Origin of the sequence: Arthrobacter sp. GMC3 (assembly GCF_002929305.1) — a bacterium.
Taxonomy (GTDB): domain Bacteria; phylum Actinomycetota; class Actinomycetes; order Actinomycetales; family Micrococcaceae; genus Specibacter.
In genome coordinates this window covers 88,550-115,484 of the sequence record NZ_PJIO01000005.1, presented here as the reverse complement: position 1 = coordinate 115,484, position 26,935 = coordinate 88,550, and the positions used below count along the sequence as shown (strand labels likewise).

Genomic DNA, 26,935 nt, shown 5'->3' with positions numbered 1-26,935 from the left:
TATCCTTCACAGCAACCTTCCAGCGAACGTTCGTAAATGCACCAGCCGTGCGGGCAATGATGGTTATCAAGAAAAGGTTCGTCCAAAGATTTACCAATGAAGGGCAAAGCTCATGAGCGAGAACACCGGCAAGGACATGAACAACTCTGAAGATGTCCCGGCACAAGGCCCACAGGAGCCGGCAGGGCAGGACGCCGATACCTCGGCCATGACTTCTGCAGCCGCCCCGGAGGTCGCTGAACCGGCTGCCCCGGATACTTATGCAACGGAGCGGATTGCTCCCATGGAGACGGCCCCCATGGAGTCGCAGGCAGTAGCGTCCCCTTACGCCGTAAACGAGACGCAGCCGATCAACCCGGCGCAGGTTACGAACGAGACTCGCGGCGCCCATGCCGCACCGGCTTGGCAGGCTCCGCAGCAGACACCCACGCAACAGTACCCAGCAGCACCTATGGGTGCGTCGGCCCCGGATGCCACCCAAGGAGGCCATTACACAGGTGCCGGGTACCCGGCATCGAACGCTTACCCGCACACACTGGCACCGGCAGTGACGGCCCAGCCCAAGAAGCGCAAGAAGGTGGGTATGGGACTGTTCGGTGGCAGTGTGGTTGCAGCGGCTCTGGTGGGAGCATTGGTTGCAGGTGGGACCACATTCCTGCTGGACCAGCAGAACTCCAGCAACACGGCCTCCTCAACGTCGCAGACGGCTCCGTTGATCGTCAATAACACCAGCTCGGTCAACGCGGTGACCGCGGCGGCGGCCAAGGCCATGCCGTCAGTGGTGACCATCTCGGCAAGCAGCGGAAGTTCAGGCGGCACCGGATCCGGAATCATCCTGGACACGGAGGGGCACATCCTCACTAACACCCACGTGGTGACGCTGGACGGGGCGGCGGCGAACGCCACCATCTCGGTGCAGCTAAGCAACGGCAGTGTCTATGCCGGCACCGTGGTGGGCACTGACCCGCTCTCTGACCTGGCGATCGTGAAGATCGACGCCCCCAACCTTGTCCCGGCCGTCCTTGGCGACTCCAGCGCCATCAACGTCGGTGACAACGTGGTGGCCATCGGTGCACCGCTTGGCTTGAGCGGTACGGTGACGGATGGCATTATCTCCACCCTGAACCGCACCATCCAGGTGGCGTCCTCGGCCGTGCCCAGCACGCCCAGCGATTCCTCCCAGGGCGGCAGCGGCAATGGCAGTGGCGGCGGCGGATTCCAGTTCTCCCCGCCGGACGGCTCCAGTGGCAGTTCCCAGACAGCCACGGGAACCGTGAACCTGAACGTCATCCAGACCGACGCGGCGATCAACCCCGGCAACTCCGGCGGTGCTCTGGTGAATGCCCAGGGCCAGGTGATCGGCGTCAACGTCGCCATCGCCTCCGCCAGTAGCTCCTCCAGTTCCACTAGCCAGTCCGGCAACATCGGTGTGGGCTTCTCCATCCCGATCAATAATGCCAAGCGGATCGCGCAGGAACTGATCGCCTCGGGCAAGGCCAGCCACGGCCAGCTAGGTGTTTCCGTGAAGGACGCCACGGCAGGCGGCTCCTCCGGGTTCACCATCGGCGCCCAGATCGCCTCCATTAGCTCCGGTTCAGCGGCGGGTGCGGCTGGCCTGCAGACCGGCGACATCATCACCGGACTGGGTTCGGAGACCGTTAGCGACGCCTCCTCCCTGACGGCAGCAGTCCGCCAGCAGGCCGGCGGTGCCACGGTGAAGGTCACCTACACCCGCAATGGCGAGACGAAGACTGCCGACGTCACACTGGGCACCTACACCGGCAGCTGATGCTGCCAAATACCAATAAGTGAGTGCGGGCCCCGGTTGAACACAATCAACCGGGGCCCGCACTTTTGCGTAGCGTCCGGCCCCGGCGCACCGTTTGGTGTGAACGTGGCGCAGCTTTCAAAGTGGCGCACCGTTAGCACCCAACGGGGCGCAGGCATCTTGTGGGTGTTCGCTGCGAGTAAAGTTTCGACCCATTGAATTCCAGCTGAGGCCCGGTACGAACTAAGCTCAATACGTAGGCCAAGGGCGAGTCCCGCGGACTCCGCGCAATAAAGCGTGGGTCACGTACGCGTGCGAGCCGTCCATGACACAAAGGACAGTAGTGGAAAACTCAGCACTGAACATTGTGGTTCTGGTCAAATACGTGCCAGACACGCAATTTGACCGCCACCTCACAGGTGAAAACCACCTCCTTGACCGCAGCGAGAGCATCCTCTCCGAAATGGATGAATACGCCCTGGAAGCGGCGCTGGTACTCAGCGATGCCCGCGGCGGGGCGAAAGCCGGCAACAACGTCACGGCACTGACCCTTGGCCCCGCCGCAGCTGCCGCCGCCGTGAAAAAGTCTCTGCAGATCGGTGCCACCGCCGGCCTGCACATCAGCGACGACGCGCTCGCCGGCTCCGACGCCTCCGCAACGTCCCTCGCGCTCGCCGCCGCCATCAGAACCCTTGGCCCGGTGGATCTGGTCATCACCGGCATGGCCTCCACCGACGGGGAAACCTCCATCGTTCCGGCCCAATTGGCCGCGCGCCTGGGCCTGCCCCAGGTCACCTTTGCTTCCTCACTGGAGGTAGAGGGCACCACCGTGACCGCCCGCCGCGACGGCGATGACGTCTCAGAAGAAATCCAGGCCACCCTCCCGGCACTCGTGTCCGTGACGGACCAGGCCAATGAGCCGCGCTACCCCAACTTCAAGGGGATCCTTGCTGCCAAAAAGAAGAAGGTGACCACGCTGTCACTGGCGGAGATCGGGGTCCCCGCCGACGCCGTCGGACTTGCCGGCTCCAAGACCACTGTCACCGCTGCTGCCGAGCGCCCCGCCCGTACCGCAGGTGTCATCATTACCGATTCGGGCGACGCCGGCATCCAGCTTGTCGATTTCTTGGCCGCGCAGAAACTGATCTAAGGACCAATTCATGAGTGCAATTGTTGTTTTTATTGACCAGGTGGACGCGCCCGGAAAGCTGCATGCCATCCACCACCAACTGCTGACGCTGGCCCGTGGGGCGGGTGAACCGGTTGCCGTTGTGGCGGGTGCCGTCAGTGCCGAACTCGCAGCCGAGTTGGGTGCCTACGGGGTAACCCGTGTGCTGGCCTCCGAGCAGGCCGAGCTGGGCGAGTTTCTCGTCGCCCCCAAGGCCGATCTTGTGGCCCAGGCCGCCGCAGCGGTTTCCGCTAGTGCCGTCCTGGTGGACAACGGGGCGCAGGGCAAGGAAATTGCCGCCCGTGTGGGCGTTGCCCTGGATGCCGGGGTCATCACCGACGCTGTCGCCCTGACGTACGACGGCGGCGCCTTGGTGGCGCACAAATCCGTCCTTGCCGGCTCCTACACTGTGCAGGCACGGGCCACCTCCGCGGTTGCCGTCATCAGCGTGAAGTCGCACAGCGTGGAAGCTTCACTTGCTGAGCAGGCCGGCGCACCCGCCGTCGAGGTAATCACGGTCGCCTTTGCCCCGGCCAGCCTGGGCGCTCGCGTCACCAAGCGCACCCCGCGGGCTGCCTCCGGTCGTCCCGAACTTGAGGATGCCCGGATCGTGGTGGCCGGTGGCCGCGGCGTCGACGGCGATTTCGGTCCTGTGGAGGAACTTGCCGATGTCCTTGGCGCAGCAGTGGGAGCCTCCCGCGCGGCAGCCGACGCCGGCTGGATCTCGCACGCAGCCCAGGTCGGCCAGACCGGCAAGAAGGTCTCCCCGCAGCTGTACATCTCCGTGGGAATCTCCGGAGCCATCCAGCAAAAGGCCGGCATGCAGACATCGAAGCTGATTGTCGCCGTCAACAAGGACTCCGACTCGCCGATCTTTGAGATCGCCGACTTCGGCATTGTCGGAGACCTATTCAAGGTGCTCCCGCAGGCCGTGGAGGAAATCAAGCGCCGCCGGGCGTAACCGGCACACGTGCGATGGTGGGGTCTGCTGCCGTGGCGTCAACACTCTGGGTGCGCAGATAACGCGAGCAAATCGCTATTTGCTCGCGTTATCTGCGCACTCACCGGCTGTTGCGGACCCGATTTCTGGCCAAATTAGGCGGGGACGGAGCCGATACCTATCAGGGCGTCGGAGTTCATCTGAACCCGCGGTCCCACGGAGGCGATGAAGTCGCGCCGGACCCGGGCGATTGCCTCGGGGTCGCGGGGGAGTAGGGTGCGCCAGCCGCTGCCCATCACCAGGTTCCAGGCCATGTCGGCGTCCACCGACAAGGTGAGAGGATGCATCGAGACCGAGACGTGCTCGAGCCCTCGATCGCTCAACCACGCGGTCAAGGCTTCCACGGAGGCGATCTTGGCCATGTTTTCATTCGCCAGCGGGCGTACCCCGGCCAGACGGGGTCGTTCCTTGATGGAGGCCTCAAGGATCTTTGCCGCGAACGGTTCCAGGGCTCCCTCCACCCACGTGCTGGTAACAAGACGGCCCCCGGGGCGCAACATGGACGCGAGGTGTTCAACGCCGGCTTCCATATCGGAGAAGAAGAACATGCTGTAGGAACACAGCACGGCATCAAAAGTGCGGTGGCCGCGCCACTGGGTGACGTCCGCTTCGGTCAACGTCGTGTTCAAGATGCCGCGCTCGGACAGATTCGCGGCGGCAATGCGCAGCAGACCGGTGGAGAGGTCCACGCCGTCGACGCTCCCATTCCGTCCTACCGCAAGCGCCGCGGGGATGGTGGCTGCTCCGGTGCCGCAGCACGCGTCCAGAACCTTTTCGCCCGGGAGGATGACGGCGGCCTCAACAACGTCGCGGCCCATCGGATCCCAGAGTTTGTCCGACCACGCCTCAAATTGCAGGGCCCCGTCGGTGAAAGCCAGGCCAGGATCGCGAGCGGACATGCATACCTCCAGTTGATGAAATGAGCGCAGCGGACGCCACCGCCCAAGAAAGTTAGGCCTGGATTTGGGCCCCGGCAAAGCCGTTTTGCCGCCACGCCTCGTACACGGCGATCGAGGCCGCATTGGCCAGGTTCAGTGATCGCAGGGAGGGGAGCATGGGAAGCCTGACCCGGGAGGTGATGTGGGAATCGTGTTTAACTTCCACGGGAAGGCCATCGGATTCGCGGCCAAACATCAGCACGTCACCGGGCTGGTAGGCGATGTCCGTGTAGCTGGCCTCACCGTCGGAGGTGAAGGCGAAGACGCGCTCGGGGGCCAGTGCCTCCCAAGCGTCCTCCAGAGTCTTGTGAACCGTGACGACGGCGAGGTCGTGGTAGTCCAGCCCGGCCCGACGCAGCTTGGCGTCGGAGAAGTCAAAGCCCAGCGGCTCCACCAGGTGCAGCTCCGCCCCGGTAATGGCAGCCAAACGGATGGCGTTGCCCGTATTGCCGGGGATTTCAGGGGTCATAAATAGGATGCGAAACACGCTGTTCATCCTACCTGTAGTTGAGGCGCAGCTTTCCAGCGTCGGCGGAGTTTGGGCCAACTCTTGCCAGGTTCCCGAGGTTTGGGCCCACGCGCCCGAGGGCCCCGTTCTTTATCGCGCCCCGCGCGATAAAGAACGGGAGGGCGTGGGGATTAGTACATTCCGCCCAGGAGCCGGCCCAGTACGTGCAGGTCAACAACGTTGGGGACGGGGCCTGCGGCCAGAAAATGCTTGGCTTCGCGGACAAAGCGGGCCGCGTTGGCCACGTTCACCACGTTGGAACCGTCGGGTTCGCAGCCGCGGGCGTAGTCGATGACAGGCTCGAAGAGATTCCCGGTGCTGCTGTGTACGCACACCCAGGCTGTCACATTGCATTCGGGGAACAGGTTTTGCAGCGCCCGGGTGGCGGGGATGAGTGCCGGTGGCGCCACCACCTTGTTGCCGTGGACCAGGGTTGCACCGTCCCAGCGGAAGGCGCCGTCGGGCACCAGCATGGAGCCTACGATCGCAATGCGGTAGCCCGAGACCAGCACATGGTCCAGGTAGCCGGCCCCATTGGGGGCCGTGAGCCCGTTGATGAGCCGTGCCGCCGGGATCGCCGGGAGCACCTGTTGCATGATCAGCTGTGCCGTCCTCGCCTCGCGGGCCAGCCGGGAGGCGGCCCCGAACACGCCGCGCTTGCGGGGTGCACCATGGACCGGCTGGGCAGCCACAACGCGCGGGAGTAGCGGTGCCTCGCCCGGGCGCAGATCCTCGTACGCGGGGACGTAGATGGCCGGATCGCCGGCAATGTTACGTTTTTCCTGGGTCCGCCGGGTGGTGAAGGAGCTGGTGGAGCCGGCATCGAAGCCGGGCCCGGAGGTGCGGGGGGAACCATAGGAACCGGCCGGGGAACTGTACGACTTGTCGTAGGCGAGCCGCTTGGCCGGATCAATGAGAACCTCGTAGGCTTCGGTGACCTTGCGAAAGACGGCCGGGTCGCCGCCGTGATCTGGGTGGGTGATCCGGGCCGCTTTACGGTAGGCAATCTTGATTTCGCGTTCGGTAGCGGTGCTGGAGACGCCCAGAACTTGATAGTGCGTGAGGTACTTCTCGCTCACCGGTGACCTTTCACTTGCGGCATGTATACGGGTGCCCAGTGTATCCGGGCACCCTGCGCAGAACCTCAATTAAGGGCCCGGGCGCTACCCTGCAATAATTGACTCCCCATGACAAATTCGACTTCCGCCGACGACGGCGCCACGCACCACGGGCGCCCCGGCTTGCCGCCCGTGGAACTGCCGTCCGCGACACAGCCGTCCGCGCCAGCACGGTCCCTGAACATCGCCGTGGCCGTCAACCCCCGCGCCGCTTTTGGGGGCCGCCGCAATAACACCACGGGCCAGATTGGCGAGGTGGTGGTGGAGCGGTTGCGCGCGGCCGGACACCAGGTCAGTGTGCTGCGCCGGCGCAACTATGCCGAGTTGGAGGAAGCCGTCCGGGCCGCGCTCGCCGATGGGGCCCAATCCCTGGTGGTGGTGGGCGGCGACGGCATGGTTCACCTGGGCGTGAACGCTTTGGCCGGCACACAGGTCCCTTTGGGAATCGTCCCGGCGGGCTCGGGAAACGACGCCGCCCGCGGACTGAACCTTGACCCGAAGGACACGGGCGCCGCCGTCGAACAATTCTTGAAGGCCTGTCAGGGCCTGCCGCGCACCATCGACCTGGGTCGGATCGAACGTCGGGGCCAGGCCCCGGTCTGGTTTATAGGCGCATTGTCGGCCGGCTTCGACGCGCTGGTCAATGAACGCGCGAACGGCTGGCGCTGGCCGCGCGGACGCCAACGCTACAACTTGGCGATCCTGCGCGAACTCATCACGCTCAAGGCGCTGCACTATTCGCTGTTGGTTGACGGCGTCGCCCGCGACATCCAGGCCCTGCTCATTTCCGTCTCCAACGGGACCTCCATTGGCGGCGGCATGCTGATCACTCCCGAGGCCAAGTACGACGACGGACAGCTGGATCTATTCGTCGTCTCACCGGTGCCGCGGCGCACGTTTTTGCGCATCTTTCCGCTGGTCTTTTCGGGCAAACACACCAGCCACCCCGTGGTCCATATTGAACGCGTCACCGAGGTGGCCATGACAAGCCCCGGTCTGGTGGGCTATGCCGACGGTGAGCGGGTCGGCGCGCTGCCGATGACGATTCGGGTGGACCCTGGCGCGTTACGCGTGTGGGTTTAGGGGGCTGCGGTTCCGGAAGTACCGCAGGAACAGCATCGAGTCGGCCGTGAGAATGTGGGCCAATGACATGGTGTGGGCGGGGGTGGGATGGGTGTCCTCCTGCCCCGCGACTGAGGGCGCCCCGGCGATCCGCGGGCCCGCCCCACCCACAAGTAGCGGCGATACCGTCAGGCACAGCTCGTCCACGCGGTCCGCGGCCTGGAAGGTGCCCAGCAGTGTGGGCCCGCCTTCGGAGTGGATACGCAACAAGTCACGGGCTGCAAGCTCCTGAATCAGGACCTCAACGTTCAAGGATTCCTGCCCCACAAGAACGACGTCGGCGACTGCGGACAGCGCTTCCCTCCGGACCGAGGGGGCGGACTCAAGGGTCAAGACCAGCGGCCGAACGGGGGCTTGGGTGAAGACCTCATGGGCGGGATCCAGATTGAGTGTGCCCGAGACGATGGCCAGTGGCGGGTGCGCGGTCAGGCCCCGGTTGGTGCGCCATTGCTGGGCTTCGACGCTGAGTAGGTGGCCGCCGTAGCCTTCAGCCCGGACGGTCGCAGCGCCAACCAAAATGACGTCGGCGTGCCGGCGCAGTAGCTGAAAAACGCGCTGGTCGTCGGCGTTGCCGAGCTTGCCGGAGCGGCCATCCAGGGCGGCCGCGCCGTCGATGCTGGAAACAAAATTGAAGCTGACCCACGGTGCGCCAGGATCTGTGGGGAGTCCCGAACCGTACCACCCCAGCAGGTCCTCGTCGCTGGCAGGGCCCGCGTCGCCGGGGGTTGGCGGGAAGATGCGCTCGATCATGGCGTGCTCCTGGTGTTGCAGTGGCTAGATGTGGGCGGGCTCGTTGACGTCGCCCATATTGTGTTTCAAGTACGCCGGTTCACGCCACCCCAGCACGGCCTCGGTCATGCGGATGGTGGAGTTGGCGGCGGCCACATTGTGCATGCGCAAGATCCGGGCGCCGCCCAGGATGCAGATGACACCGGTGGTCAGCGATCCCTCCAGCCTCGCTGACTTGTCCTGGTTGAGCGTCTCCCCAATGAAGTCCTTGTTGGAAACGGCTGCCAGTGAGGGGAAGCCCAGCGCCGCGATTTCGTTGAAACGGCGGGTGATTTCCAGGGTGTGCACGGTGTTCTTGTTCAGGTCGTGCCCGGGGTCGATGATGATCTTCTCGGGCGGGACGCCCAGGGACATGGCCAATTCCACCTTCTCGTTGAGGAAGACCGCCACCTCGGAGACCACATCGTCGTAGCGGGGACGCGGGAAGATGGTCCGCGGCTTCGCCAGTGAATGGGTGATGATCAGGTGCGCCCCGGACTCAGCCACCACGGCCGCCATCTCGGGGTTCGACAGCCCGGTGGTGTCATTGATGACATGCGCGCCGGCGGCAATGCTGCGCACGGCCACCTCGGGCAGAAAAGTATCGACGGAAATGATGACATTACTGGCCGCCGAGACGGCCTCGATCACCGGCACCACCCGCTCGGCCTCCTCTTCGGCCGAAAGGGCCGGGCCAGGGGCAAAGGGGACACCGCCAATATCAACCCAGTCGGCGCCGTCGTCCACGGCGGCCAGGGAGGCGGCAACCGCAGCGTCCAAGGCAAACGTGGCCCCGCCGTCGTAAAAGGAATCGGGTGTGCGGTTGATGATGGCCATCAGGGCCACTTGGCGGCTGAAGTCCAGGGTTGTGGCCCCGAACTGGTGCACGGGGTGGCGTAGCGGCGGCGTGAAAAACGGGGCCGCAGACGCTGAGGGGCCCGGCACTAGAGCTCACCCAACGGGGTTTGCGGGTCTGCGAGTTTCGCGGCATCCACCGTCCGCGCGGAGCTGATGAGGTCCTTGATGCCGTCCTGCACATCCCAGACATTCACGTTCATCCCCGCCACTACGCGGCCCTCCAATACCCAGAAAGCGATGAACTCGCGCTGTTGAAGGCTTCCGCGAATCACCACCTGGGCGTTCTTGGTCAGGGCGCCAAAGCCGGAATACTCCATGCCGAGATCGAACTGGTCGGTATAAAAGTAGGGGATGTCATCAAGGACCGCGGCCTGGCCCAGCATCGATTTGGCGGCAACCTTCCCGCTGGCGATCGCATTGGCCCAGTGTTCGGAACGGGCGTAGGCGCCGGTCACGGGGTGCAGGGAATTGGCCACGTCTCCGGCGGCAAAGATGTCCGGATCGGAGGTCTGCAAGCTGGAGTCGACCTGGATGCCGTTGTTGATTTCCAGCCCGGCCTCCTTGGCCAGTGCGCTATTGGGGACAACGCCGACGGCGACAATCACCAAATCCGCCGGCAGCGTCTCACCGGTGGTTGTGATCACTTCTGTGACGTGGCCGCCGTCGCCTTTGATCTCCGCCGCGCTGGAGGGAAGCACGAACTTGACGCCCGCTTCTTCGTGGCGGGCGGCAAAGACGGCGCCCAGTTCGTTGCCGATCGCGATGGACAACGGCACCTCTTCCAAGCCCAGCAGCGTGACATTGTTGCCCAGCTCGCGGGCCGTGGCGGCAATTTCCATGCCGATCCAGCCGGAGCCGATCATGACCAGGTTGTGTCCACCGGCCGAGAGTAGTTCCTTCATGCCCACCGCGTCTGCCTTCGAGCGGAAGTAGTGCACGCCATCGAGGTCGACCCCGGGGAAGGGGATGACGCGGGGTGACGCGCCGGTTGCGATCAGCAGCTTCGCGTAGGAAAGCTCGCTGCCATCGGTTAGGGAGACCGCATGTCTTGCGGGGTTGATTGCCGTGGCCGCGGTGTTGGTACGGAGCGTGACGTTGTGCTCGGGGTACCAGCTTGCCGGGTACGGTAGGAGCGCGTCTTCGCCTTCCTTGCCTGCCAGAAACCCCTTGGATAGGGGTGGGCGCTGGTAGGGAGTTTCGGGTTCCTCGGCGACGATCGTGACTTGTCCGGTGTAGCCCTCACTGCGCAGGGTATGAGCTGCCGTGGCACCGGCAAGGCCGCCGCCGATGATGACCATCCCTGGCTCTGATGCTGCTGACTCGCTCATGATCGAAACTCTTTCCGTGGGAATGAATGTCTTTGCGATGAAATTGTGGGGAAAGCCTACTCGGGGAACTGGCCGCGCAAGGGTCCGGCGTCGGATAGTTCCCCGGTGAAGACGGAGGTGCGCGTCATGGCACCGGCCACCTGGACCCCGCGCAGTGACATGCACAGGTGCTCGGCCTCCAACACCACGCCAACGCCCCTGGGGGAGAGTGTTGCCTCTAGCCAGTCTGCCACCTGCTGTGTCAGACGCTCCTGAACCTGCAGGTCGCGGGCGAAGAGTTCCACGCCGCGGGCAAGCTTGGAGAGCCCAAAAAGGCGCTCGCCCGGTAAATAGCCCACGTGTGCCACGCCGCGGAACGGCAGCAGATGGTGTTGGCACAGCGAGTGAAAGGGGATGTCCTTGACCAGCACCAAGCCGGCGTAGCCTTCATCGTTTGGGAATGTGGTCCATGAGGTATCCCGTGGGGTCAGCATCTCGGCGTAGGCTCTGGCCACTCTGCGCGGCGTGTCCGCTAGGTGCGGATCGTGGACATCCCTGCCCAGTGCCCGCAGGAAATCGGCGATGGCTGCCTGGGCCGCTGGCAGGTCGATGCCCGCCTTGGCAGCGGGCTCGGGGTCTTCCGCAGTGAGGAGGTCCGAGAGGGCAACGTTGGAGATCGACATGGCCTATTCCTTTCTAAATCTTGTATTCTCGACTTTAGAAGCGCAGACTCAAAGCGTCAAGCGAATTCGAGGCATTCGTTCATGGGTCGTCATCAACCACCTGAAAGGGGCGCGGCAATGAATCATTCACAGCAGGCGCCACTGAGCCAGGCGCAACAGTTCGATGCTGTCGCCTGCCTGGGCGATCCCGTGCGCAAGCAACTCTTCGAGCTGTTGAAAGCTAGCGCGAAGCCACTGAGTCGCGACGAATGCGCCGCCACCTTGGGCCTGCCCAAGAGCACCGTCCGGACCCACCTGGACCGTCTAGTGACGCAGGGTCTACTACTGGTCGACTTCCAAAAGATGGGCGGGCGCACGGGGCCCGGATCCGGGCGGCCCACCAAGCTCTATGCTGCGGCCGTGGGCGAGGTGGCCGCATCGGTGCCCGCCCGGCACTATGACCTCGCCGCCCAGCTCCTGGCCTCCGCGGTGCAGCGGTCCATCGATACGGGGCAGGATGTCCAGGATGCGCTTTCCGCTGTGGCGTTCGACGCCGGCCGCGAGTTGGGTGCCCACGCCGGTACCGTGCATCAACTCTTGGCAAACACCGGCTACGATCCTCGCCCCGACGGTACCGGCGGCACCATCATGGCCAACTGCCCGTTCCACCGTCTGGCTCAGGCGCACACCGGGGTGGTGTGCGCCATGAACGGATCACTGCTCAATGGTGCCCTGGTTGGCTGCGGGGATAAGGCACACAGTGTCGTCCCGGATGAGGAGCGCTCGCACTGCTGCGCCCGGCTGGTGCCGACGCCCCAGTAAATTTCGGCAGGCGCACCGAGCGAGAGCTCCGGGCCTCGTCCGGGATACCGGCACCATCAACACAGTGCGGAGCCACAGGCAGTACATGTGCCGTAGAATTGGTGGGTGCCCGTGTACCTAGACCACGCGGCGACCACGCCTATATCGGCCCCGGCCCTCGCCGCACTCACCTCAGTCATCAGCCGTAGCGGCAACCCCTCCTCGCTGCACGGTGCAGGCCGCCGTGCCCGCGCTACCGTGGAGGCGTCGCGGGAAACCATCGCCGCCGCCGCCGGCGCCCACCCCACCGAGGTCATCTTCACCTCCGGTGGAACCGAGGCCGACAACCTGGCCGTCAAGGGCCTGTTCTGGTCCCGCCGTGACGCCGAACCGAAACGAACCCGCATCCTCGTCTCCAGCGTGGAGCACGCCGCCGTGCAGGACACCGTCGAATGGCTTGAAAAACATGAAGGCGCCCAAGCCGTCTGGCTGCCCGTGGACGCCAATGGCACCGTGAGCCTTACCGCGTTTGAAAAGGAACTGGCCGACGGCGGCGCTGACTCCGTGGCCCTCATTAGCTGCATGTGGGCCAACAACGAGGTCGGCACCATCGAACCTATCGCCGAGGTCGTGGCGCTCGCAGCCACCTACGGCATCCCGGTTCATTCCGACGCCGTCCAGGCCTTCGGCTCGGTCCCCGTGAACTTCAAGGACTCTGGCCTGGCGGCCATGTCCATCAGTGCCCACAAGATTGGCGGTCCCGTCGGTGTTGGTGCGCTCCTGCTGGGCCGCGCCGTGACACTGATGCCTGTCCTACACGGTGGCGGGCAGGAACGTACTGTCCGCTCCGGCACCCTGGACACGGCCGGCATCGCCGCCTTTGCCGCCGCAGCGCAGGACGTCACACAAAACCTTGCCGCCGAAAGCGCCCGCATCGCCGGGCTGCGTGACGCCATCATCGCCGCCGTTCGTTCCGCAGTTCCGGACGCCGTGTTGCGCGGCGTGGACCCGGCCCACCAACCGGAAAAGCGGCTGCCCGGCAACGCCCACTTCACCTTCCCTGGCTGCGAGGGTGACTCCCTGCTGTTCCTGCTGGACATGGCAGGCGTGGAATCCTCCACCGGATCTGCCTGCACCGCTGGTGTGCCCCGGCCATCGCACGTTTTGCTGGCCATGGGTCTGGATGAAGACACGGCACGTGGCGCACAACGCTTCAGTTTGGGGCATACATCTGGTCCCGCAGACGTTGACGCCTTCGTGAAGGCGCTGCCCCAAGCCCACGCCAGTGCCAAGAAAGCTGGCATGGCAGGGCACGTTTCAAGTATTCAGACGGCCAGCACAAGCTAGTTTTTGGTCTCAATTGAAAGGTACGTAATGCGAGTATTGGCCGCCATGAGTGGTGGAGTTGACTCCGCCGTAGCAGCAGCCCGCGCAGTGGAGGCCGGGCACGACGTCGTCGGCGTTCACCTGGCGCTCTCCCGCATGCCCGGAACCCTGCGCACCGGCAGTCGCGGCTGTTGCACCGTGGAGGACTCCAACGACGCGTGGCGTGCCTGCGACAAGCTCGGCATCCCGTACTACGTCTGGGACTTCTCCGAACGGTTCAAGGAGGACGTGGTCCAGGACTTCATCGATGAGTACGCCGCCGGCCGCACCCCCAACCCGTGCATGCGCTGCAACGAGCGCATCAAGTTCGCCGCGTTGCTGGAGAAGGCCATTGCGCTGGGCTTCGACGCCGTCTGCACCGGCCACTACGCCAAGGTCATCACGGACACCGATGGCAATCCGGAACTGCACCGTGCCGCCGACTGGGCCAAGGACCAGAGCTATGTGCTGGGCGTCCTGACCCACGAACAGCTCAAGCACTCCATGTTCCCGCTGGCCGACACCCCGTCCAAGGCCGAGGTGCGCGCCGAGGCGGAGCGCCGCGGCCTGTCAGTGGCCAAGAAGCCTGACAGCCACGACATCTGCTTCATCTCCGACGGCGACACGGCCGGCTGGTTGGCCGAGAAAATTGAAATGACTGACGGCGACATCGTCGACGAGACGGGCGCGAAGGTCGGTGGTCACACGGGCTCCAACCAGTTCACGGTTGGCCAGCGTCGCGGCCTGAAGCTGGGCACCCCGGCCGCGGACGGCAAGCCCCGTTTTGTGCTGGAAATTCGGCCCAAGGAAAACAAAGTCATTGTCGGCCCGCACGCGTTGTTGGCTATTGACGAGCTCAAGGGGATCAAGGTTTCCTGGGCCGGGCTGCCCATCGCCGAGGTCGCAACGGGCGAAGAATTCGATTGTTACGCCCAGGTTCGTGCCCATGGCGACCCCGTTCCGGCCCGTGCTTTCATCACCGAAACCGAAGACGACGGCGTGACCCGCCAGGGCCTGACCGTCACCCTGGGCGAGCCGCTGCGCGGCGTGGCCCCGGGACAGACCGTGGTCCTTTACCAGGGATCAAGGGTCCTGGGCCAGGCAACCATCGACTCGGCGCGCTCCCTGGCGCGCCCCGAACTCCCGTAGCCGCCAGCAACGCCGTATCACTTTTGGCTTGATTTCGACCGACGCCGTATCACCTTGGTGATACGGCGTCGGTCGTTTTTGCGCCAAAAGTGATACCGCGTCGGGGGCGGAGGGGGACTCCTCAGCCCAAGGCTTGTGTCGCTGGCGTAAACTTCCATGAGAAGGTGATTTTGATCACGGAAGGTAACTATTATGCCCCCGCACTTGATTCCCAACCCGTTGCAACTTCTTGAACGCGCCCTTGAGCAGTGCTATGAGGTGATTGCCGCGATCTCCTCAAATCAGGCGCGCTGGCCCACGCCGTGCAGCGAATGGACCGTGCAGGATCTTCTGCATCATCTGGTGGTGGCCGATCTGCACAATTACACGGTCATGGCGCGCGGGACCACCGTGGATCCGCACGCATCCAACGCAACTGTGGGCGCCGACTGGTCCACGCGATTTGGTGACGGTTCCGCCATGCTGATGAGGGCTTGGAACGCCGCAGACCTGAGTCGTCAGGTGGCGCTTCCGGGAGGTGGTGAGGCGCCATTGCGCGGCCGGATTGGCCTGCAAATAGCCGAATTCACCATGCATTCTTGGGATCTGGCCACGGCGACGGGTGTGCCCGTGACCCTGGACCCGGTCCTGGCGGCCCAGTCGCTGGCTTGGTCGCAGCGAGTTATGAAGCCCGAATATCGAGGGCCGGAGAAGGGGATTGGGTACGAGGTTCGGGTTCCTCTTACCGCCGACGCCTATGGTCGGCTGGCGGGCTGGTTTGGGCGTGATCCCGAATTTGCCCCGGCGAATCGCAGCGATTCCGTGACGTCGTGAAAAAGAATTAGGTAACCATCTGGTTGCAACTTCTCGCACAAGACGCAGCTTAAGCTACAAGTCTGATACAAATTGGTCATCAAGTAAGTGGTGCAGGTCACACAACGTAGTGTGGCCTGTTTCGCGATCAGGCACTAGAGAAAGTTTGCTGATGGCTAAGAATAAATTTGGACTAAGCTCGGTGATCGCCGTTGCAGGCGTCTCGGTACTGGCCATGACGGCCTGCACGGGTCCCACCGGGGGATCCAGCGCCACCTCGGGCGGAGCGTCGGGGGCTCCGGTCATTGTGGGTACCACTGACAAGACCACATTCCTGGACCCGGCAGGTTCCTATGACAATGGCTCATTCATGGTGATGAACCAGATTTATCCGTTTGTGCTGAACTCCATGCCAGGCAGTGCCGACCCCAAGCCGGACATGGCCGTGTCGGCGTCGTTCACCTCTCCCACGGAGTACACGGTCAAGCTCAAGCCGGGCATGAAGTGGGCCAACGGAACTGACCTTGACTCCAAGGACGTGAAGTTCTCCTTCGACCGGCAGCTGAAAATCAACGACGAAAACGGCCCGGCAACGCTTCTGGCAAACCTTGAGAGTGTCAGCGCCCCCGACCCCACCACCGTGGTGTTCACACTGAAGCTGGGCAACGACCAAACCTTCCCCCAGGTGCTGACCAGCCCTGCGGCACCCATCGTCGATGACACGGTGTTCAGCGCCGACAAGGTCACCGACGATGAGGCCATCATCGCGGGTAAGTCCTTTGGTGGCCAGTTCACCATCGACTCCTTCAAGAAGAATGAGCTCATCTCCTTCAAGAAGAACCCTGCCTATGCAGGCCTGCTCGGTCCGGCCAAGTCCGAATCGGTGACCATGAAGTACTACGCCGACTCCACTAACCTCAAGCTTGACGTGCAAAAGGGCAACATCGACGTTGCCTGGCGCAGCCTGACGGCCACGGACATTGAAAGCCTGAAGACGGACAAGGGCGTCAAGGTGGACATTGGCCCCGGCGGCGAAATCCGCTACATCGTCTTCAACTTTGACACCATGCCGTACGGTGCAAAGACGGATACCCCGGATGCGGCGAAGTCACTGGCCATTCGCCAGGCCATGGCCGATTCCGTTGACCGTGCCGCCATCGCCAGCCAGGTCTACAAGGGCACCTACCTGCCGCTGTACTCCTACGTACCGGCCGGATTCACCGGCGCCATTGAGCCGCTGAAGACGGCCTACGGTGACGGCAAGGGTGGCCCGGATGTTGCCAAGGCAACCAAGGCACTCTCCGACGCCGGCGTCACCACCCCCGTGACATTGGACCTGCAGTACAACCCGGACCACTACGGTTCCTCCTCGGGCGATGAGTACGCGGCCATCAAGGCGCAGCTGGAGGCCACCAAGCTGTTCAAGGTGAACCTGCAGTCCACGGAGTGGGTCTCCTACTCCAAGCAGCGCACGGCCGACGCCTACCCGATGTACCAGTTGGGCTGGTTCCCGGATTACTCGGATGCCGATAACTACCTGACCCCGTTCTTCAGCACCGATAACTTCCTGAAGAACCACTACAGCAACCCGAGCGTGCAGAGCATGATCACCGAGCAGCTGACCATGAATGACCCGGCCAAGCGCACCAAGCTGATCGAGGACATCCAGACGGCCGAAGCCAAGGATCTCTCCACACTCCCGTTGTTGCAAGGTGCACAGGTGGCCGTCTCGAACGTGGACGTCAGCGGCACCAAGGACACCCTTGATGCTTCGTTCAAGTTCCGTCTGGGTGTTTTGTCCAAGTAGTTTCTTGGCTCTGAACATGTAAGGACGAAAGAAGGCGGGGCCTCCACCAGGACGCCCCGCCTTCTTGCACGGCACCCAAGAATTTCTTTGCAGCGAGAAGCAGGAAAACATGACAGCACTGATTGAACTGCCTGACGTAGAACCACCCGTGCAGGCACCCCAACGCAAGAACAAGGCCGGCGGCAGCCTGGGTAAATACTTGCTCATCCGCTTCGCCCTGATCTTCCCCACGATCTTGATCCTGGTCACCATGGTCTTCTTCCTCATGCGCCTGACCGGGGACCCCATTACGGCGGCGCTGGGCGGACGCCTGCCACCTGACCAGCTGGCTATCCGCATCCACCAGGCCGGTTACGACCGCCCCATTTTCATCCAATACTTTGAGTACCTGGGCCAGATGCTGACCGGCAACTTTGGCCGCACCATCTCGGACAACCTGCCCATCGCCGGCATGCTCGCCACCTACGGCACGGCCACACTGGAACTGGCCGTAAACTCCCTCGTGGTGGCGCTTCTGATCGGTATCCCCTTTGGCATGATGGCCGCGTCCAAGCGCGACAAGTGGCACGACGCCGTGCTGCGCGTAGCGGCCATCCTCTTCTACGCAACCCCTGTCTTCTTTGCCGGGTTGCTGCTGAAGCTCATATTTTCCATCTGGTTGGGCTGGCTTCCCGTTGCCGGGCGGGCCAGTGTGTCAACCGAAATATTCATGACCCAGCTGGCCAGCCCCACAGGCATCTATTGGCTCGATGCCTTGCGCAGCGGCAATATGGACGCCTTCTGGGATGTGGTCCAACACTCGATCCTGCCCGCCGTCGCCCTGGGCTTGTTGACGGCCGGCATCTTCTTGCGCTTGGTACGCACCAACGTAATTGGCACGCTCAGCAAGGACTATGTTGAGGCCGGGCGTTCCCGGGGAGTCAGCGAGTACCGCCTGCTCACCAAGCACGCGTTCAAGCCCGCCCTGATCCCCATCATCACCGTCATGGGCCTGCAAATCGCCTTGCTCCTTGGTGGTGCCGTGCTGACCGAGACCACCTTTGAATGGAAAGGCCTGGGCTTCCAGCTGGCCCACTACCTCACGGCGCGAGACTTTGTGGCCGTGCAAGGGATTGTGGCACTGCTGGCCGTCATTGTGGCGCTGACAAACTTCATTGTTGACGTCATTGCCGCGCTGATCGACCCGAGGGTGAGGTACTGATCTTGGAAACGAAACAGTCACTTTTTAGCCGTCTACCGGTCATTTCCCAGCTCAAAAAGAGTGTGGGTCTCCAGCGCGGAATGCTTGTCACCGGCCTGGTCATGACTATTGCCTTTTTGCTGACGGCCGCTTTCGCGCCGTGGCTTGCCCCGTACGGCTTCAGCCAACGCTTCGATCAGACCCAGGCCCCGCCGTCGGCCACCCATCTGTGGGGTACGACGGCGGGAGGTTACGACGTCCTCTCACGCACCCTGTGGGGGGCCCAGACCGCGTTCTTGGTGATCGTGGTTGCCGTGGTGCTCTCCATCTTCCTTGGCGTGATTCTTGGCCTGGTGTCTGGCTACCTCGGTGGCTGGCTTGACCGGGTCCTGGTGGTGGTGGCCGACGCGATCTACGCCTTCCCCACGCTGCTGCTGGCCATGGTCATGTCGATCGCCATCAGCCAGGGCCGGTCCAGCCTGTGGTCCGGCATCTTCTCCGCGGCGATCTCCATCACCGTGGTGTTCATTCCGCAGTACTTTAGGGTTATTCGTGCCGAAACCATCAGGTTGAAGGCCGAACCGTTTGTGGAATCGGCCATTGTGGTGGGGGCCTCCAGTGTGCGGATCATGGCCCGGCATATTTACAAGAACGCCACCCGGACCCTGCCGCTGATTTTCACCCTCAACGCCTCCGAGGCCATCCTGACCCTGGCCGGCCTAGGCTTCCTGGGCTTCGGAATCGAACCGTCCTCCGCGGCGGAGTGGGGCTACGACCTCAACCACGCCCAGTCCGACGCCACCTCAGGCATCTGGTGGACCGGCCTGTTCCCGGGCCTGGCCATTGTGCTGACAGTGCTGGGGCTGACCCTGCTGGGCGAGTCCATGAACGATCTCAACGACCCGCGCCTGCGCGGGCGCAAGCGCGCTGGCAAGAAGCGGGCACGCAAAGACAAGGAGTTGGTGGACGCATGAGTCGGCACAGTGAAAATGGTGTTGCACCGGAAGCAGGCCTGCGCCCGGTGCTTGATGTCCGGGATCTGAAGGTCACCTTCGCCACCGATGCGGGGGATGTCTTTGCGGTCAAGGATGTCTCCTTCAACGTGGCACCGGGCGAGATTGTGGCCATCGTGGGGGAGTCCGGTTCCGGTAAGACCGTGACCGCAAAGGCCATTCTGGGGCTGCTGCCGGAAACCGCGCAAAGCAGTGGCGCCGTGATCATCAGCGGCAATGACGTGATCAGCGTCAGCCCGCATCAGCTGCGCCAGATCCGTGGCCGCGATGTGGCCATGGTGTTTCAGGAGCCCTCGACGGCCTTGAACCCGGTCTACACCGTGGGCTGGCAGATCGCCGAGGGGCTTCGCGCCCACCGCCCCGAAGGAAAACGTGTGGGCAGGAAGGAAGCCCGCAAGCTGGCCATCGAGGCGCTGGACAAGGTGGGCATCCCGGACCCGGAAAAAAGGGTTGACTACTACCCGCACCAGTTCTCCGGCGGGCAAAAGCAGCGCGTGGTCATTGCCGCCGCATTGGCGCTGAACCCGGGCCTGATCGTCGCCGACGAACCCACCACGGCACTGGATGTGACGGTCCAGGCAGAAATCCTGGAACTCCTGCGGGAGCTTCGAGATAAGTTCGGCACCTCCATTGTGCTGATCACGCACAATATGGGCGTGGTGGCGGATTTGGCGGACAGGGTGGTGGTCATGTTCCAGGGCGACGTCGTGGAGGAGGCTACCGCTGAGGTGCTCTTTGCGAACCCCAAGAAGGACTACACGCAAAAGTTGCTGGCCGCCGTGCCGCACCTTGGCCGGAACTCTGCCTCGGCAGGATTTAGTGAGCGGGCCTTCCAGGATAAGGAGGTGGTGGTTGAGGCGCGGGAGTTGGAGATTGAATACCCGGGCAGGCTTGGCAGCCCCGCGTTCCGTGCCGTGGACAAGGTGTCCTTCACCATCAGTGCCGGAGAAGTGTTTGGTCTGGTGGGGGAGTCCGGATCCGGGAAAACCACCATTGGCCGGGCCATTGCCGGGCTCAATCGGACCACGGGCGGCTCCTTGAAAGTACTCGGCTACGAGATGCTCCACTATAAGGAACGCTCTTTCCGCAAGCATCGCAAGGACGTCGGCTTTGTCTTTCAGGACCCGGCTGCCTCCTTCAACCCGCACCTTTCTATTGGTGAGTGTGTTGCCGAGCCGCTGATCATCCACACGGACATGTCGGGCCCGGCCGTGAATCGGAAAGTGGAGGACTTGCTCGAGTCGGTGCAGTTGCCCAGGGCCTACGCCAAACGGTTCCCGCATGAGCTCTCAGGAGGGCAGCGCCAGCGCGCTTCCCTGGCCCGTGGGCTGGCCCTGTCCCCGAAGCTGCTGATTGCCGACGAGCCGACCTCTGCTCTCGACGTTTCCGTCCAGGCAAAGGTGCTGGAACTGTTCAGGGAGATCCAGTCAGAGCTGGGCTTCGCGGCACTGTTTATCAGCCATGACCTTGCCGTGGTGGACATTCTGGCCGAGTGGGTTGGCGTGCTGTACAAGGGCAAGATGGTGGAGCAGGGGATCGGCCACCAGATCATGGGCAAACCCCAGCACCACTACACCAAGCGGCTCCTATCCTCACTGCCGGTACCAAATCCTGCCGAACAGGCACAGCGCCGCGCATTGCACCAGGAGTTGCTCGCCTCACGGTAGCTGCCGCAGGTGGTGTGTGTGGTGGACAACGGTTTTGTCCACCACGCACACCACCTAAACTGGGTTCATGACCGAACCGAGCCACGCCTCAGAGCACCTGTCCGTTGAAGACTTTGACCCGGCCGCCAGTTCCCTGACAGGCACTGTTGACCCGGACGTCATGGCGGAGTTGTTGTCCATCCGCTCCAGCATCGACAACTTTGACGCCACCTTGGTATACCTGCTGGCCGAACGCTTCAAGGCAACCCAGCGGGTCGGAATCCTGAAGGCAACCCACCAGCTCCCGGCCGGGGATCCTAACCGTGAGTTGGCCCAGATCCAGCGCCTGCGGGCCCTTGCCGAGTCGGCCCACCTGGACCCCGCGTTCGCGGAGAAGTTCCTGAACTTCATCATCAGTGAGGTCATTCACCATCACCAGGCGATTTCCCAAAGCCACTCGGCCGTTGCGGCAACCGGTGTTATCCCGGTGCCGCGCAGCGACGGCCAGGGATTCGTGGCGTCTACGGATGCTCTCGCTGGCGCGTCCGACGCCGGCACGCACCACCCGTGAGCAGTTCCCCACAGGTGGGTGCAACCTCGCTTGGACCCTGGCCCGGCACCGACCCGGTGGAGGCTGCCAAGGTTTCGCTGGGGTTGTTCACGGCTCCACACCTGCCGTCGCTGGTGGATCTTCCCGCCCGGGGGATTGGCTCTGACGCCATCGGGCGGACGGCCGGGATGCTGGTGGAACTGCCCGTCGACGTCCAGCCCTATGGGTGGCGTTTCGTTGACCGTCCGGGCAACGACCACCGCAGAGCTGTCTCGGCACTGTCTACGGACATCAACGTGCTCGCTGATGTTGCCGGGGCCGAAGGCCTGGCGCCGGCGGCCCTGAAACTTCATATCACGGGTCCTCTGACCTTGGCCGCCGCCATTCACCTGCACTACGGTGAGCGGGCCTTGCGTGACTACGGTGCCCGGCGTGACATTGCCCAGTCGCTGGCTGCGGGGCTGGCCACTCATGTGGCGAAGGTGCAAGCTGCCGTCCCGGGGGCTGCGTTGACGCTGCAGATTGATGAACCCGAGGCGGCCAGGGCACTGGCTGGCACCATTCCCACGGTTTCCGGCTACCGGACCCTGCGCTCCGTATCGGCCTCCGAGTTGCGCCAAACGTGGGCCGACTTTGTCGCCGCGGCCCGCAGTGCCGGCTTTGCGCACGTCGCCATCAACCTGGCTGCCCCGCTCATGCTTGAGCAGGTCTCGGGGCCTGAATCCGATCGGGAGGAACGCGCCGTCGAGCTTACAGCGTGGCGCAAGGCGCTCGAGCTCGCCCTCGAATCGGGCATCGACGCCATCGCCCTACCCCTGAACAATCTCGACACCGGTCACTGGGAACAGCTGGCAGGTGCCGTGGAGTCCGGTGTTGGCGTATGGGCCGGAACCGTCCCGGTGCGCACGGGCCAGCTGCCGCCGTCGTACTCTGCCCTTGTCGAGCGGATCATGCGCCCTTGGCAGGGGCTGGGACTGCCGGTATTGATGCTGGACCGGCTGCGGATCACCCCGGAAACCGGCCTGGCGGCCGTCTCCCCGCAGGAGGCGCGAGCCATCCTGGCCCGCACCCTTGAGGTCGCCGCCGCCCTGACCGATCTCCGCCACGCCTAACCCCAGTACCAACGCCGTATCAGTTTTGGCAGGTTTTTGGCCAACGCTGTATCAGAACTGGTCGATTTTTCGCCAACGCTTGCGCACATCGTGCCGGAATCGGCGACGGCGGCGCTGCGTCAGAGCCGGCCTGCTGCCTTGAGCCGGATGTACATGTCGGCCAGCTCTGGCGGGAGTTGGTGGGGCTGGGCGTCCACCACCTCCGCACCGTAGGACTTGATGACCGCGGTGATGGCGGCTCGCCGGTTCAGCGCATGCTCGGCGGCGGCGGCCCGGTAGACAAGAGTGGTGCTCGAGCGTTCTAGTCGGGCCTCATCCAGGGCAGGGTCGCGCACAGAGGCGACGACCACCACATGCTTTCGCGCCAACTGCGCCACCAGCGGGAGCAGGCCCTCCTCGGCTGCGCCTGCATCGAGGCTCGTCACCAAGACGACCAGGGACCGGTGGGATGTGACGGAGCCGACCTGGCTGGCAATGGCCGAGGTATCCAGTTCGATCAACTCAGGCTCAAGCGGGGCCAGCCCCTCCACCATCGCATTGAGCATATTGCCCTTGCCCGCAGAGGAGGCACGGGTGCGCACCCGTCGGTCGTAGGCGATGAGACTGACCCGGTCACCCCCGCGCTCGGCCAGTACCGACAGCAGCAGGGCCGCCTCGATCCCGGTGTCTAGAGCCGGTTCATCATCGATCCGGGCAGCTGCGGTGCGTGAGGTGTCCAGGATGATGACAACGCGGCGGTCGCGTTCCGGGCGCCACGTGCGCACCACTACGTCGCGGCGCCGTGCGGTGGCACGCCAGTCGATGGAGCGGACGTCGTCGCCGCGGACGTAGTCACGCAGCGAATCAAATTCGGTGCCCGCACCGCGGATCTGCACGGCAGCCTTGCCGTCGAGTTCACGCAGTTTGCGCAGTTTGGAAGGCAGATGCCGTTTTGAGTGGAACGGTGGCAGCACCCTTAGTGTCCCGGGGGCTGCAATGGTTTTCTGCCACGCAGCCATGCCCAACGGTCCGTAGGAGCGGATGCTGACGTGGGCGCTGCCCAAATCGCCGCGGCGGGTAGGGACCAAGGAAACCCGCAGGGTAGCCCGCTCGTGTGCGGGAATGCGCAGCCGTTGCAGGGGATTGACCGCACCGGCGGACGGCTGCCACCCATCCTTTATCTGGGCCTGCAGAAGGCGGGATGATTCGTTGAACACGATGACCTGCGCCGCGGTGCTTTCACCCAGGCGGACGCTGGCCGGTAGTTCGCGACGCAACGAAACCCGCCGTGGGGAGGCCGCCAGCGCCAAGTCGATAATAAGCACCAGCAGCAGAACGGTCAGGGCCCACAGCCAGGAGACCGCCCCGGGCACCGCAATAATCGGCACCACGGCTAGTACCGCCAGAAGAAAGAACCGCCCCGAAATCGCCACGGATACCTAGCGCGGAACCGGGACCGTGGCCAGGATGGAGAGCAAAATTCCGTCCACGGACACCCCGTCCATCTCGGCCTCGGGACGCAGCGCCACCCGATGCCGTAGCGCGGGCAGGGCCAGGGCCTTGACGTCATCGGGCGTCACGAAACCCCGCCCGCACAGCCACGCGTAGGCGCGGGCACATTTCAGCAAGGCCGTGGCCCCTCGCGGCGATACACCCAGCTGGAACGACGGCGCATTCCTGGTTGCACGGGCCAGGTCAACGATGTAGGCCAAGACTTCCGCGGCGACGCTGACCTGCGCCACGGCCTCCCGGGCCTGCGCGAGATCGTGCACACCAGCCACGGGACGGACCCCCGCCGCGTGCAAGTCCTGCGGGTCAAAGCCGAGGCTGTGCCGCCGGATGACCTCAATTTCCTCGTCCCTGGCCGGCAGGTTCATGGTGAGTTTCAGCAAGAATCGATCCAGCTGCGCCTCCGGCAAAGGGTAGGTGCCCTCGTACTCCACGGGGTTCTGCGTGGCCGCCACCATGAAGGGCGCCGGGAGTTGGCGGGACACTCCGTCCACCGAGACTTGGTGTTCCTCCATGGCCTCCAGCAATGAGGCCTGTGTCTTGGGCGGGGTCCTGTTGATCTCGTCGGCCAGCAGAATATTGGTAAAAACCGGCCCCTCCCGGAACGTGAAATCGGAGGTGTGGGCGTCGTACACCAGAGACCCTGTCACATCCCCGGGCATCAGGTCAGGCGTGAATTGCACGCGTTTGGTATCCAGGCTCAGGGCCGTGGACAGGGCTCGCACCAGCAGGGTTTTCGCCACGCCGGGAACGCCTTCCAGCAGTACATGCCCGCCGGCCAGCAGGGCAATGAGCAGCCCTGTGACGGTGGTGTCCTGGCCCACCACAGCCTTGGCCACCTCGGCACGGACCTGCAACAGCGCTGTTGCCGGGTTGTACTGGGGTGCGACGGTTTCCGGGTGTGGTGCGCTCATCGTTGGGCTACTTCTTCCTCTAGGGCAGCCAGCTGGGTGGCCATGGTCAACATCTGGATTTCATTGCGGGGGACGTCTCGGATCAGCAGGGCTAACAATGGTTGGCGGTCACGGCCAAGATGAACTGACACGGCCTCGACCACCGCTTCCGGCGGCGCCGCACCGCCCAGCCGCAGTGCGTGGGCCAGCCTGTTAAGCGTTGCATGCTGCAATGTTCGCGCGGCTGTGTCCATGGCCTTGGCATCCTGGTACAGCCGGGCCCGGCCGGTCACCGTTTCCGACGCCTTCACAATGACCGGCAGCGGCTCAACCACTAAGGGCCCGGAGCGACGGCCCCGCCACAGTATGCCGATCACGCCCACCAACAACAGCCAGGCGGACGCCGGGAAGACCCACGGGGGAGTCAACTCGGCAAGGGTCGGCGGCTGGCTGGCCACCGGAATGTCCTTAGCCGTGGCCGTGTACCAGAGCAGGTGCTCGCGGCTCCCCAGCAGCCGGAATGTCAGCGCCGCGTTGCCAGCCTGGGCAAGCCCGTCGTTATTGACGACGTCGGCACTACCCAACACTGTCACCTCGCCATTGGCGGTGCTCGCCATCATGCCAGCCCCACTGCCGGTTCCGGACGGCGGGAAACAGGTTATCGGTCCTTGATACATCTTGACGTCGGTGCCAGCGGAGGTACTGATTGTTCCGGCGGCACCGGCATCGGCTTGGGTGCAATCGGCGCTAACGGCTTGGTCGCCGGCGCTGAAAGTACCGGCACTGGCGATCTCCTGGCTAAGACTTTTGACCATGAGCGGGCCGGGCGCAATGGCGAGAATCTTGCTGCCGTTTTCCGACGCGGACCGGGCCAGTTCGGCTCCCTGTTCCGGGCTTAGCAACTGTTGTGGGTCAAATACCAGCACGGTACTGGATCCGTGGCCGTTGGCGGACAAGGCCGCGGTTGTTGCGGCCAGGGAGTCCGTGGCGGAGACGTCCACGCCCTGCCCGGCCAGCACAGTTGCTGCCGCCTGGGCTCCCTGCGGAGCCGGGTTGGTGATGGAAAGTTCCCCGGCGCTCCGCTGGCCGTTGGTACCCAAGATCAGCCCTCCACCTGTCACCACCACAAAGACTGTCCCCAGAATCAGCCAAAACTTGTGCTTTCCCCAGCTGGCGCGCAGACGCTCGGCTCGGGTTCCGCCGTCGGCCCGGAACGATTCCGAACCGACTTTCACAGACGTGCTCACTGTGCCACCACTTCAATTGCGTAGACAGGCTTGGCGGCGGCCAAGGCAGCGTCCGTGGCGACCAGCTCCTGGTAGTGGGACAGCGTGGGGTGTGCGTGACCGTATCGGACGGAGTTGAAAATCTCTGCCGCCCGCCACAAATCCGGTGCTCGTGCCGGGAACGCCAGCCGGAGGTCCGCAGCCACCTCGGCGGCTGTTCGACCGGGCGTCGGTGTAATGATGCTGCGTTCCTCGGCGGCGCGCACTATCGCCCTGAACTGCTCACTGATGGCCATTTCAAGGTCCCCACGTTCGACGGCGGCCCGTGCCATGGCCCGGTGCTCGGCCCCCGATTGCGTGGTGGTGCCATCAAAGATGTGATCGTCACTGGGTTTCCTACGATTCAGCCGGGGCCGGATGATGACGACGGCGGCAACAATCGCCAGCAGCAACAGGCCAAGAACCACCAGTAGTCCGGTGGAGCCCGGCAGGGACCCCATCCCATCGAGCAGTTCCTTCAGGGTCTGGCCCAGCCAGTTCAGAACAGTCTCGGCTAGGCCGGGCTTGGCATCCTGATAGGCCTTCTTGGCCAGTTCCTCGGCGGCCCAGCGGCGCGCCTCGTCCGCCCCCGGGGTGACAGGGACATCTGCGCCTAGGGCTGCCAGGACTATTCCGGAAACTGTCATGAACGGTGCT

Annotated in this window: 25 protein-coding genes; 14 read left to right on the top strand and 11 right to left on the bottom strand. The window is 64.0% G+C overall.

Features of this window, described 5'->3' with window-relative positions; genetic code table 11:
* Positions 1-112: 112 nt before the first annotated feature.
* From CXQ94_RS10380 to CXQ94_RS10370, 3 genes are all read left to right on the top strand, one after another.
* Positions 113-1,789, top strand: a complete 1,677-nt coding sequence (locus CXQ94_RS10380; RefSeq protein WP_258066980.1) for a S1C family serine protease — start codon at positions 113-115, stop codon at positions 1,787-1,789.
* Between the two features lie 337 nt (positions 1,790-2,126).
* Complete coding sequence (locus CXQ94_RS10375) at positions 2,127-2,918, top strand: electron transfer flavoprotein subunit beta/FixA family protein (RefSeq protein WP_104089958.1); 792 nt, start codon at positions 2,127-2,129, stop codon at positions 2,916-2,918.
* Positions 2,919-2,928: 10 nt separating this feature from the next.
* Entirely contained in the window at positions 2,929-3,897 is a 969-nt protein-coding gene (locus tag CXQ94_RS10370) for an electron transfer flavoprotein subunit alpha/FixB family protein (RefSeq protein ID WP_104089595.1), read from the top strand.
* A gap of 134 nt (positions 3,898-4,031) precedes the next feature.
* Here the strand turns inward: CXQ94_RS10370 and CXQ94_RS10365 are convergent, their stop codons facing one another.
* The 3 genes from CXQ94_RS10365 to CXQ94_RS10355 form a co-directional block, all read right to left on the bottom strand.
* Positions 4,032-4,835: a class I SAM-dependent methyltransferase gene (locus CXQ94_RS10365; protein ID WP_104089593.1), complete on the bottom strand. Its 804-nt coding sequence runs from the start codon at positions 4,833-4,835 to the stop codon at positions 4,032-4,034.
* Positions 4,836-4,887: 52 nt separating this feature from the next.
* Positions 4,888-5,361 (bottom strand): tRNA (cytidine(34)-2'-O)-methyltransferase, encoded by a 474-nt coding sequence (locus CXQ94_RS10360; RefSeq protein WP_104089956.1) that lies wholly within the window; start codon positions 5,359-5,361, stop codon positions 4,888-4,890.
* A gap of 152 nt (positions 5,362-5,513) precedes the next feature.
* Entirely contained in the window at positions 5,514-6,461 is a 948-nt protein-coding gene (locus tag CXQ94_RS10355; RefSeq protein WP_104089591.1) for a J domain-containing protein, read from the bottom strand.
* A gap of 108 nt (positions 6,462-6,569) precedes the next feature.
* On the opposite strand from CXQ94_RS10355, the gene CXQ94_RS10350 reads away from it, so the two are divergent.
* Positions 6,570-7,583, top strand: coding sequence for a diacylglycerol kinase family protein (locus CXQ94_RS10350; protein WP_104089588.1), 1,014 nt, complete (start codon positions 6,570-6,572; stop codon positions 7,581-7,583).
* Here CXQ94_RS10350 and CXQ94_RS10345 read toward each other — a convergent pair.
* Genes CXQ94_RS10345 through folE form a run of 4 tightly spaced genes read right to left on the bottom strand, consistent with a single transcriptional unit; the run spans position 7,566 to position 11,238 of the window.
* Positions 7,566-8,372, bottom strand: coding sequence for a pyrimidine reductase family protein (locus CXQ94_RS10345; RefSeq protein WP_104089586.1), 807 nt, complete (start codon positions 8,370-8,372; stop codon positions 7,566-7,568). The two genes, CXQ94_RS10350 and CXQ94_RS10345, sit on opposite strands and share 18 nt — an antisense overlap.
* A gap of 24 nt (positions 8,373-8,396) precedes the next feature.
* The gene (folP, locus tag CXQ94_RS10340; protein WP_258066979.1) at positions 8,397-9,335 is read right to left on the bottom strand and encodes a dihydropteroate synthase; all 939 of its coding nucleotides are present in this window, start codon (positions 9,333-9,335) and stop codon (positions 8,397-8,399) included.
* The gene (locus CXQ94_RS10335) at positions 9,335-10,576 is read right to left on the bottom strand and encodes an NAD(P)/FAD-dependent oxidoreductase (RefSeq protein ID WP_258066978.1); all 1,242 of its coding nucleotides are present in this window, start codon (positions 10,574-10,576) and stop codon (positions 9,335-9,337) included. The genes folP and CXQ94_RS10335 overlap by 1 nt, the downstream gene beginning before the upstream one ends.
* Positions 10,577-10,632: 56 nt before the next feature.
* Positions 10,633-11,238 (bottom strand): GTP cyclohydrolase I, encoded by a 606-nt coding sequence (gene folE, locus CXQ94_RS10330; protein ID WP_104089580.1) that lies wholly within the window; start codon positions 11,236-11,238, stop codon positions 10,633-10,635.
* A 117-nt stretch (positions 11,239-11,355) separates the two neighbouring features.
* Here folE and CXQ94_RS10325 point away from each other — a divergent pair, with 117 nt between their 5' ends.
* The 10 genes from CXQ94_RS10325 (at position 11,356) to CXQ94_RS10280 (ending at position 22,632) form a co-directional block, all read left to right on the top strand.
* A complete protein-coding gene (locus CXQ94_RS10325; RefSeq protein ID WP_181034167.1) occupies positions 11,356-12,039 on the top strand; it encodes a metalloregulator ArsR/SmtB family transcription factor in 684 nt (227 codons plus the stop codon).
* 105 nt (positions 12,040-12,144) lie between these two features.
* Positions 12,145-13,365, top strand: coding sequence for a cysteine desulfurase family protein (locus CXQ94_RS10320; protein ID WP_104089575.1), 1,221 nt, complete (start codon positions 12,145-12,147; stop codon positions 13,363-13,365).
* A 27-nt stretch (positions 13,366-13,392) separates the two neighbouring features.
* Complete coding sequence (gene mnmA, locus CXQ94_RS10315; RefSeq protein WP_104089572.1) at positions 13,393-14,532, top strand: tRNA 2-thiouridine(34) synthase MnmA; 1,140 nt, start codon at positions 13,393-13,395, stop codon at positions 14,530-14,532.
* A 192-nt stretch (positions 14,533-14,724) separates the two neighbouring features.
* Positions 14,725-15,345, top strand: a complete 621-nt coding sequence (locus CXQ94_RS10310; RefSeq protein ID WP_104089569.1) for a TIGR03086 family metal-binding protein — start codon at positions 14,725-14,727, stop codon at positions 15,343-15,345.
* Positions 15,346-15,496: 151 nt separating this feature from the next.
* Positions 15,497-17,131 carry an ABC transporter substrate-binding protein gene (locus CXQ94_RS10305; protein WP_104089566.1) on the top strand — a complete coding sequence of 545 codons (1,635 nt, stop codon included), beginning with the start codon at positions 15,497-15,499 and terminating at the stop codon, positions 17,129-17,131.
* A 109-nt stretch (positions 17,132-17,240) separates the two neighbouring features.
* Entirely contained in the window at positions 17,241-18,332 is a 1,092-nt protein-coding gene (locus tag CXQ94_RS10300) for an ABC transporter permease (protein WP_104089563.1), read from the top strand.
* Positions 18,332-19,285 (top strand): ABC transporter permease, encoded by a 954-nt coding sequence (locus CXQ94_RS10295; RefSeq protein WP_258067016.1) that lies wholly within the window; start codon positions 18,332-18,334, stop codon positions 19,283-19,285. Before CXQ94_RS10300 ends, CXQ94_RS10295 begins: the two co-directional genes overlap by 1 nt.
* Entirely contained in the window at positions 19,282-20,991 is a 1,710-nt protein-coding gene (locus CXQ94_RS10290; RefSeq protein WP_104089556.1) for an ABC transporter ATP-binding protein, read from the top strand. The genes CXQ94_RS10295 and CXQ94_RS10290 overlap by 4 nt, the downstream gene beginning before the upstream one ends.
* 67 nt (positions 20,992-21,058) lie before the next feature.
* Positions 21,059-21,541, top strand: coding sequence for a chorismate mutase (locus tag CXQ94_RS10285; RefSeq protein WP_104089553.1), 483 nt, complete (start codon positions 21,059-21,061; stop codon positions 21,539-21,541).
* Positions 21,538-22,632 (top strand): hypothetical protein, encoded by a 1,095-nt coding sequence (locus CXQ94_RS10280; protein ID WP_104089550.1) that lies wholly within the window; start codon positions 21,538-21,540, stop codon positions 22,630-22,632. Before CXQ94_RS10285 ends, CXQ94_RS10280 begins: the two co-directional genes overlap by 4 nt.
* A 119-nt stretch (positions 22,633-22,751) precedes the next feature.
* On the opposite strand, the gene CXQ94_RS10275 is transcribed toward CXQ94_RS10280, so the two are convergent.
* From CXQ94_RS10275 to CXQ94_RS10260, 4 genes are read right to left on the bottom strand one after another with little or no spacing between them, the layout of a single operon-like run.
* Positions 22,752-24,044, bottom strand: coding sequence for a DUF58 domain-containing protein (locus CXQ94_RS10275; protein WP_104089547.1), 1,293 nt, complete (start codon positions 24,042-24,044; stop codon positions 22,752-22,754).
* A 6-nt stretch (positions 24,045-24,050) separates the two neighbouring features.
* Positions 24,051-25,034: a MoxR family ATPase gene (locus CXQ94_RS10270; protein ID WP_104089544.1), complete on the bottom strand. Its 984-nt coding sequence runs from the start codon at positions 25,032-25,034 to the stop codon at positions 24,051-24,053.
* Positions 25,031-26,260 carry a DUF4350 domain-containing protein gene (locus CXQ94_RS10265; RefSeq protein ID WP_104089541.1) on the bottom strand — a complete coding sequence of 410 codons (1,230 nt, stop codon included), beginning with the start codon at positions 26,258-26,260 and terminating at the stop codon, positions 25,031-25,033. Before CXQ94_RS10265 ends, CXQ94_RS10270 begins: the two co-directional genes overlap by 4 nt.
* Positions 26,257-26,925, bottom strand: coding sequence for a DUF4129 domain-containing protein (locus tag CXQ94_RS10260; RefSeq protein ID WP_104089538.1), 669 nt, complete (start codon positions 26,923-26,925; stop codon positions 26,257-26,259). Before CXQ94_RS10260 ends, CXQ94_RS10265 begins: the two co-directional genes overlap by 4 nt.
* Positions 26,926-26,935: the final 10 nt, after the last annotated feature.

Excerpts from the sequence above, each read along its gene's own strand:
- CXQ94_RS10380 (WP_258066980.1), top strand. The coding sequence starts at position 113 with ATGAGCGAGAACACCGGCAAGGACATGAACAACTCTGAAGATGTCCCG.
- CXQ94_RS10370 (WP_104089595.1), top strand. The coding sequence starts at position 2,929 with ATGAGTGCAATTGTTGTTTTTATTGACCAGGTGGACGCGCCCGGAAAG.
- CXQ94_RS10365 (WP_104089593.1), bottom strand. The coding sequence starts at position 4,835 with ATGTCCGCTCGCGATCCTGGCCTGGCTTTCACCGACGGGGCCCTGCAA.
- CXQ94_RS10350 (WP_104089588.1), top strand. The coding sequence starts at position 6,570 with ATGACAAATTCGACTTCCGCCGACGACGGCGCCACGCACCACGGGCGC.
- CXQ94_RS10345 (WP_104089586.1), bottom strand. The coding sequence starts at position 8,372 with ATGATCGAGCGCATCTTCCCGCCAACCCCCGGCGACGCGGGCCCTGCC.
- CXQ94_RS10335 (WP_258066978.1), bottom strand. The coding sequence starts at position 10,576 with ATGAGCGAGTCAGCAGCATCAGAGCCAGGGATGGTCATCATCGGCGGC.
- folE (WP_104089580.1), bottom strand. The coding sequence starts at position 11,238 with ATGTCGATCTCCAACGTTGCCCTCTCGGACCTCCTCACTGCGGAAGAC.
- CXQ94_RS10325 (WP_181034167.1), top strand. The coding sequence starts at position 11,356 with ATGAATCATTCACAGCAGGCGCCACTGAGCCAGGCGCAACAGTTCGAT.
- mnmA (WP_104089572.1), top strand. The coding sequence starts at position 13,393 with ATGCGAGTATTGGCCGCCATGAGTGGTGGAGTTGACTCCGCCGTAGCA.
- CXQ94_RS10310 (WP_104089569.1), top strand. The coding sequence starts at position 14,725 with ATGCCCCCGCACTTGATTCCCAACCCGTTGCAACTTCTTGAACGCGCC.
- CXQ94_RS10305 (WP_104089566.1), top strand. The coding sequence starts at position 15,497 with ATGGCTAAGAATAAATTTGGACTAAGCTCGGTGATCGCCGTTGCAGGC.
- CXQ94_RS10300 (WP_104089563.1), top strand. The coding sequence starts at position 17,241 with ATGACAGCACTGATTGAACTGCCTGACGTAGAACCACCCGTGCAGGCA.
- CXQ94_RS10290 (WP_104089556.1), top strand. The coding sequence starts at position 19,282 with ATGAGTCGGCACAGTGAAAATGGTGTTGCACCGGAAGCAGGCCTGCGC.
- CXQ94_RS10285 (WP_104089553.1), top strand. The coding sequence starts at position 21,059 with ATGACCGAACCGAGCCACGCCTCAGAGCACCTGTCCGTTGAAGACTTT.
- CXQ94_RS10270 (WP_104089544.1), bottom strand. The coding sequence starts at position 25,034 with ATGAGCGCACCACACCCGGAAACCGTCGCACCCCAGTACAACCCGGCA.
- CXQ94_RS10260 (WP_104089538.1), bottom strand. The coding sequence starts at position 26,925 with ATGACAGTTTCCGGAATAGTCCTGGCAGCCCTAGGCGCAGATGTCCCT.